The 5,265-nt window shown below is 30.0% G+C and carries 6 protein-coding genes and 1 pseudogene; 2 read left to right on the forward strand and 5 right to left on the reverse strand.

Features of this window, described 5'->3' with window-relative positions; translation table 11 throughout:
* Positions 1-516: pseudogene (locus Q0V08_RS10450) on the forward strand (alanine--glyoxylate aminotransferase family protein); the annotation flags it as partial.
* 26 nt (positions 517-542) lie between these two features.
* On the opposite strand, the gene recR reads toward Q0V08_RS10450, so the two are convergent.
* Genes recR through accD form a run of 5 tightly spaced genes read right to left on the reverse strand, consistent with a single transcriptional unit; the run spans position 543 to position 4,344 of the window.
* Positions 543-1,136, reverse strand: coding sequence for a recombination mediator RecR (recR, locus tag Q0V08_RS10455; protein ID WP_023051010.1), 594 nt, complete (start codon positions 1,134-1,136; stop codon positions 543-545).
* Between the two features lie 12 nt (positions 1,137-1,148).
* Positions 1,149-1,469 (reverse strand): DUF496 family protein, encoded by a 321-nt coding sequence (locus Q0V08_RS10460; RefSeq protein ID WP_023051011.1) that lies wholly within the window; start codon positions 1,467-1,469, stop codon positions 1,149-1,151.
* A 14-nt stretch (positions 1,470-1,483) separates the two neighbouring features.
* Positions 1,484-2,449 (reverse strand): 6-phosphofructokinase, encoded by a 966-nt coding sequence (pfkA, locus tag Q0V08_RS10465; RefSeq protein WP_297434558.1) that lies wholly within the window; start codon positions 2,447-2,449, stop codon positions 1,484-1,486.
* A 33-nt stretch (positions 2,450-2,482) separates the two neighbouring features.
* Positions 2,483-3,433, reverse strand: a complete 951-nt coding sequence (locus tag Q0V08_RS10470) for an acetyl-CoA carboxylase carboxyltransferase subunit alpha (RefSeq protein WP_023051013.1) — start codon at positions 3,431-3,433, stop codon at positions 2,483-2,485.
* Between the two features lie 26 nt (positions 3,434-3,459).
* The gene (gene accD / locus Q0V08_RS10475) at positions 3,460-4,344 is read right to left on the reverse strand and encodes an acetyl-CoA carboxylase, carboxyltransferase subunit beta (RefSeq protein WP_297434561.1); all 885 of its coding nucleotides are present in this window, start codon (positions 4,342-4,344) and stop codon (positions 3,460-3,462) included.
* 129 nt (positions 4,345-4,473) lie between these two features.
* Here accD and Q0V08_RS10480 point away from each other — a divergent pair, with 129 nt between their 5' ends.
* Positions 4,474-5,154, forward strand: coding sequence for a chorismate mutase (locus Q0V08_RS10480; protein ID WP_297434562.1), 681 nt, complete (start codon positions 4,474-4,476; stop codon positions 5,152-5,154).
* Positions 5,155-5,265: the final 111 nt, after the last annotated feature.

Consider the following 5,265-nt stretch of genomic DNA (forward strand, 5'->3'; position numbering starts at 1 on the left):
TCAGCTGCTCCAGGTCTTACTATAGTTGCTGTTAGTGAGGATGCTTGGCATGCAATGGAAAATAGAACAACTCCTATTCCATCTTTTTATTGTAATTTATTACATTGGAAAAATATAGAGGAAAAGAAATCTTTCCCGTATACTATGCCAGCTAGCGATATTATCAGTTTAGGAACTGCTATTGATAATCTATTATCTGAAACTTTATTTAGGGTATTTGATAGACATGAGGAGATGAGAGACCTTTGTATTGAAAGACTTAGGGAACTTGGATGCTCTCTATATTTAGAATCTAATTTTTCACCTACAGTTACAGCCTTTTATCCTCCTGAAGGAATAAGAGCAGAAGATCTATTAGTTCACTTAAGAACTAAGTACAATATTCTACTTTCTGGATCTTATGGTCCTCTATCCGGAAAAGTTATTAGAATTGGACACATGGGAGAAAATGCTCGTGAAGACAGAGTTAGATTTACTCTTGATTGTTTAGAAAAAGCTATTATAGATTTAAAATAAAAAAAGTCGGATTAATCCGACTTTTTTTATATCTCTTGTCTTCCATCTAAAGCTCTTGATATAGTTGCTACATCTGCAAATTCTATATTTCCACCCATTGGAATTCCACTAGCTATTTTTGTTACTTTTACATCAAATGTCTTTAAAAGTTTTGTCAAATATAAAGCTGTTGTCTCTCCCTCTAAATCTGGGTTTAAAGCAAGAATAACCTCTTTTATATCCTCTTTTGCTACTCTTTCTAACAATGATTTTAAATTTAGTTTATCTGGAGTCATCCCATTTAATGGATCTATTTTACCATTTAAAACATGATAACTTCCTTTATATCTCTTTGTTTTTTCTAAAGGAATTATATCTCTACTATCCTCTACAACGCAGATAATATTCTTATCTCTAAATTCGTCTCTACATATATCACATATATCATTTTCACTAAAATTACCACAGATTGAACATTTTTTTACAGTTTCTTTTACATCTTTTAAAGCTTTTGAAAATCTTTCAACTTCTTGATCTGACATCTCTAAAACATGAAATGCTAATCTAACTGCACTTTTTCTTCCAATTCCAGGTAATCTATTAAATTCATCTATCAATATCTCTAATGACTTAGTTGCCATTTAAACTCCTTATTACTTTTTTTCTACTGGAGCTTTTTGAGCTAATGTTCTTGTAATCTCTTTTATACTTTTAGAAATTTCTCTTCTTTCTTTTCCTAACTCAGCATTTTTGATTATATAATCATCAACTCTATCCTCATAATCACCTTTCATGTTTTCGATTATATCAATAATCTCAGCATAAGTCATTCCAGGCTTTAGATACTCCTTTAAGTTTGTTAAAAGATCAACTCTTTTTCTGTTGTCTCTTATTTTTCTATCGTTATCTTCAATTTCTCTTTTAATCTTATTTTTTCTTCTTTCTTTTCTAACAACGTCTAAAACTGTAATCATATTCTCATCAGCTCCTATTTACAAAGTGTTAATGCTAATTCATAATCTTTTCTAATATCATATTTTCTTTTACCTTCCCAAGCAAATGAAATTGGATGAGTTACTAATTCGTTACTTTCAATTCCTACCATAACTCCACCTTCTCCTGCTTCAAGAAGTTCAACTGCTTTTGCTCCCATTTTAGTTGCTAAAACTCTATCAAATCCAGATGGAGTTCCACCTCTTTGAACGTGAGCTAAAACTACACTTCTTACCTCTGTTGTTACTTTCTCTTTTAATTGCTTTTCGATTTCAAGTACGCTTCCAACACCCTCAGCTACTAAAACTATGTCATGTAACTTCCCTTGTCTTCTTCTCTCTTTAATTTGATAAGCTAACATCTCAATTGGTTCCTCTATTTCAGGAATTAAAACTCCATCTCCTCCACCTGCTAATGTAGCATGAAGAGCTAAGTCCCCTGCATGTCTTCCCATTACTTCCATTAATATTGTTCTTTCATGTGAAGTTGCTGTGTCTCTTAATTTTGACATAGCATCTAATATTGTATTTAAACATGTGTCAAAACCTATTGTATAGTCTGTTCCTATTATATCATTATCTATTGTTCCAGGTAATCCTACAACCTTAAATCCATGCTCTTTAGATAATAAATCAGCACCTCTATAAGATCCATCTCCTCCTACAACTACAATACCTTCAATTCCTCTTTTCTTTAAATTCTCAGCAGCTATTGCTCTAAATTTTGGATCTTTAAACTCTAAACATCTAGCTGTTAAAAGAACTGTTCCACCTCTATCAATAATTCCAGATACATGACTTCCATTCATTTGAAATATCTCATCATGAACCATTCCTAGATATCCTCTTCTTACTCCATATACTTCCATCCCTTTTGCTAAGGCTACTTTAGCTACTGCTCTTACTGCAGCGTTCATTCCAGGAGCGTCTCCTCCACTTGTTAAAACAGCTATTTTTTTCATAAGCTTAACACCTCCGACACTTTCTATTAAAATTTAGATTGTTTTCTCTGTAAAACTTCCCATTTTTCTAAACTTATTATATCTATTTTTTAGTAAAGTATCTACATCTAATTTAGATAACTCTAAAAGTGATGATAAAATAACACTTTTTAGATCATTTGCTGCACACTTATAATCTCTGTGAGCTCCTCCTAGAGGTTCCTTAACGATACCGTCAATTATACCTAAACTTTGTAAACTATGACCTGATATTTTTAAGTTATTTGCCGCTTCTGGAGCTTTAGATGAATCTTTATAAAGAATTGCCGCACATCCTTCTGGAGAGATTACAGAATAAACTGAATTTTCTAACATATAAACTTTATCTGCCACTCCTAATGCCAGAGCTCCTCCTGACCCTCCTTCACCTATTACAACAGAAATTATTGGTACTTTTAAACCTGCCATTTCCAATAAGTTTCTAGCTATAGCTTCTCCTTGTCCATGTTTTTCTGCTTCTATTCCTGGATATGCTCCTGCTGTATCTATTAAGTTTACTATAGGAATTGAAAATCTTTCAGCCATTTTAAATAATCTTAAAGCTTTTCTATATCCTTCAGGACTTGCCATTCCAAAATTTCTAAAGATATTTTCTTCAATAGTTCTTCCTTTTTGATGCCCAACAATCATAACTTTTTTTCCATCTATTTTGCAAAGACCACCAACTATTGCCGCATCATCTTTACATAATCTATCACCATGTAGTTCTATAAAGTCTGTTGTCATATTTTCTATATAATCTAATGTATATGGTCTTTCTGGATGACGAGCTATTGCCACTCTATCCCAATCTGTTAAATCTTCATAAGCAGCTTTTAAGTATTCATCTCTTTGTTTTGAAAGTTTTTCTATCTCTAAACTTAAATCTATATTTTTTTCTTTTGAAAAATTTTTAAGCTCTACTATTTTAGTTTCTAAATCTAAAATTTCACTATTAAATTTCATGTCACTCTCCTGTAAATAAACGATTTCTAGATTATATTATCTAAAACTTTATGAAGAGTTCTCTTCATATCCTCTCTTTTTGTTATAATATCAACCATTCCGCACTCTTGCAAAAATTCACTTCTTTGGAATCCATTTGGTAATTTTTGCTTTATTGTTTGCTCAATTACTCTTTGCCCTGCAAATCCTATTAAAGCATCTGGCTCTGTCATAATTATATCTCCTAACATTGCAAAAGAAGCTGTTACTCCTCCTGTTGTTGGATTTACTGGAATAGAAATAAACGGAACCCCGGCTTCTCTTAACTTTTCTAGCGCTGCTGAAGTTTTTGCCATTTGCATAAGTGAAAGTATTCCTTCATGCATTCTAGCTCCACCAGATGAAGATACTACAATTACTGGAACTTTAAATTTTATTCCTCTTTCTATTGCTCTTGTTATTTTTTCTCCTACAACTGATCCCATACTTCCACCTAAGAAATCAAAATCCATAACTGCTATACTTACTTTTATTCCAAAAATATCTCCAATTCCTGCTACAACACCTTCTAACATTCCTGTTTTCTCTACTGCTGCTTCATATTTTTCAGTGTATCCTGGAAAATCTAATGGATTTTCTGAAGTTAAATTTTTATCCATCTCTTGAAAAGTACTCTCATCTATTAAAAGAGCAATTCTCTCCTTAGCACTCATTGAGAAATAATAATCACAATGTGGACATTTTTGTAAATTTTGTTCAATATCATTTTTATAAACAATCTCATGACACTCTGGACATTTTTCCCAAAGTCCTGTTATTTTTGTTTTTTTTATTATTTTTTCCTCTTTTTCTTCAACTTTTTTATTTTCTGATTTATTTTCTTTAACAGTTAAAGTCGCATACTTTTTTTTATTCAAAGAAAAAAACTTCATATTTTCCTCCTGAAACTTCTATTTATTTTTAAACATTTCAATATCTCATTCTATAAGATTTTTCATTATATTTCAATAATTATTTGATTTTGACACCTTTATATTATAGAATATGTATTGATAATGTTCATGAAATGGGTGATTAAAATTACACGTGATATTAATAAATTAAGAGAAGAAATAGATAAAATAGATAAAAAAATTGTAGAGTTAATTCTGAACAGAATGAATATTGTTCACCAAGTTGGTGTAACAAAATCAAAAGACAATAGCCGTATATATGTTCCAGAAAGAGAGGTTGCTATTTATAAAAGATTAAGTGACTTTTCAGGACTTAAGGCTAATGAAATCCAAAGCTTTTACACAGAGATTATATCTTTTTGTCGAAAACTTGAAGGTATACTAAATGTAGGTATAAAATACAATGCTTTATCTTTAGTTGGAGTAAAAAAAATTTTTGGAGAATATGTTAATCCTATTATTATTAATCAGTTTGAAGAACTAAATTTAGACTCTGTTAAATATATTCTAACTCCATTTTCTAAAGAGATTATAGATTTTATAAAAAAAAATAATTGGTACCTTATTAATAAAGTTGATTTAAATGATGAAAGTCTATATCTATTCTCTTCATATAATAACTCTATTTTTAAAGATAATGATACTACTTATATTTTACATAATAATATAATTTCTGAAAAATATATAGAAATTGATTCAAATCTTTTTATAAATTTAATTCCATTTAAAAACTTAAAAGATCTTGAAAATTTAAATATTAAAATCTTAGGTACTATACCTAGCATATAATTTATTTTTAAAGGGGGGAGTTACAATGTTAAAAAAATTTACAGCTATATCTTTTATTTTTTTCTTAACTGGATGTAATAATCTTTCGATACCAAATCCTATGGAAAACAG

The sequence above is a fragment of the uncultured Cetobacterium sp. genome (assembly GCF_947038635.1).
GTDB lineage: Bacteria > Fusobacteriota > Fusobacteriia > Fusobacteriales > Fusobacteriaceae > Cetobacterium_A.

Coding starts and splice junctions, on each gene's coding strand:
- recR (WP_023051010.1), bottom strand. CDS start 1,136: ATGGCAACTAAGTCATTAGAGATATTGATAGATGAATTTAATAGATTA.
- Q0V08_RS10460 (WP_023051011.1), bottom strand. CDS start 1,469: ATGATTACAGTTTTAGACGTTGTTAGAAAAGAAAGAAGAAAAAATAAG.
- pfkA (WP_297434558.1), bottom strand. CDS start 2,449: ATGAAAAAAATAGCTGTTTTAACAAGTGGAGGAGACGCTCCTGGAATG.
- Q0V08_RS10470 (WP_023051013.1), bottom strand. CDS start 3,433: ATGAAATTTAATAGTGAAATTTTAGATTTAGAAACTAAAATAGTAGAG.
- accD (WP_297434561.1), bottom strand. CDS start 4,344: ATGAAGTTTTTTTCTTTGAATAAAAAAAAGTATGCGACTTTAACTGTT.
- Q0V08_RS10480 (WP_297434562.1), top strand. CDS start 4,474: ATGAAATGGGTGATTAAAATTACACGTGATATTAATAAATTAAGAGAA.